The organism is Bradyrhizobium sp. Arg237L (genome assembly GCF_029990105.1).
Taxonomy (GTDB): Bacteria; Pseudomonadota; Alphaproteobacteria; order Rhizobiales; family Xanthobacteraceae; genus Bradyrhizobium.
The window spans coordinates 1-636 of the sequence record NZ_JAQMIL010000205.1 but is presented as its reverse complement, the minus strand read 5'-3'; the positions used below and the strand labels follow the sequence as shown (position 1 = coordinate 636).

Here is a 636-nt window from a genome sequence, read left to right as displayed (position 1 = left end):
GCCGCTGATCGACGCGCTGGCGCGGTTCGGCGATGGACTGCCGGCCAACGTGCTGCCGTTCGCGGTCAACGAAGTCACACAGATCGGGCTCGAGAGCATCGCCGCCGCCTTCGCCTATGGCGCGTCCGCGATGCGTTTCCTGCTGCGGGCGAAACCGCGCCATGACGTTGCGGGCCTAACGCGGACGATGGCAATCGCCGATCCGATCCTGGCCGGGCTCGGCTTCGGCACGGACCGAATCGCCACCGTCGAGACCGACGATCCGGATACGCTGCTCGAGACGCTGCGCGCGGTGCCGTCATTGCCGCCGGCGCCGCGACCGGCGAGTTTCCGGGCCACGGGAAAGAAACGCGACGTGCTGCGTTTTGCGCTCGGCGAATTGCATCGCTCAGCGCCGGCGCCTGCCGATATCATCGCGCTGCCCGTGGGCGCACCGTTCGGCGCCGTCGAAGTCGATGCGTCCGGCTGCACCCTGTGCCTGTCCTGCGTCTCGGCATGCCCGACCAGCGCCTTGCGCGACGATCCCGAACGGCCGATGCTGCGCTTCGTCGAGGATGCCTGCGTCCAGTGCGGCCTGTGCAAGTCGACCTGTCCGGAGAAGGTGATCACGCTGGTGCCGCGGCTCGATTTCGGCGC

Annotated in this window: 1 protein-coding gene; it reads left to right on the top strand. The window is 68.9% G+C overall.

What is annotated here, in order from left to right; genetic code table 11:
• The coding region (locus tag OZ411_RS43000; RefSeq protein WP_282532809.1) for a 4Fe-4S binding protein at nucleotides 1–636 on the top strand (636 nt) is incomplete at both ends.